1 pseudogene is annotated in these 318 nt (G+C 62.3%); it reads right to left on the bottom strand.

The annotated features are described in order from the left end of the window. Window positions 1-232: pseudogene (locus EXE42_RS14840) on the bottom strand (hypothetical protein); the annotation flags it as partial. Between the last annotated feature and the right edge of the window lie 86 nt (window positions 233-318).

Genomic DNA, 318 nt, shown 5'->3' with positions numbered 1-318 from the left:
TTTCCGTAATGTCGGGTTCGAGGTCGGCGGACGCGTCGTAGTACCACGTCCCGTTTCCGGTTGCGGTCCAGTTTCCGGAGTCGACAGTTACCGTCTCATTGGCCGCGGTCTCCAGTTCGACAGCGGTGCCATCATACGGGTCTTCGGTGAGAGTGATATTCCCGCCGTCGACGCCGGTCTGGTAGGCCGACCAATCGCCCTCGACGAGGCTCATGTCCGCGGTGAAGTACACGTCGCCCGAGAAGTTCGACGTGTCGTAGGTTTGGCCGGTTTCGAGCGGCCCATCAGAGGGGTCGGTCAGCGCGAACGTGCCGGAGA

This window comes from Halorubrum sp. SP3 (assembly GCF_005435195.1).
In the GTDB taxonomy this organism is placed as follows: domain Archaea; phylum Halobacteriota; class Halobacteria; order Halobacteriales; family Haloferacaceae; genus Halorubrum; species Halorubrum sodomense.
Note: the sequence above shows the minus strand (reverse complement) of the source record. Positions and strands in the feature narration are given on the sequence as shown.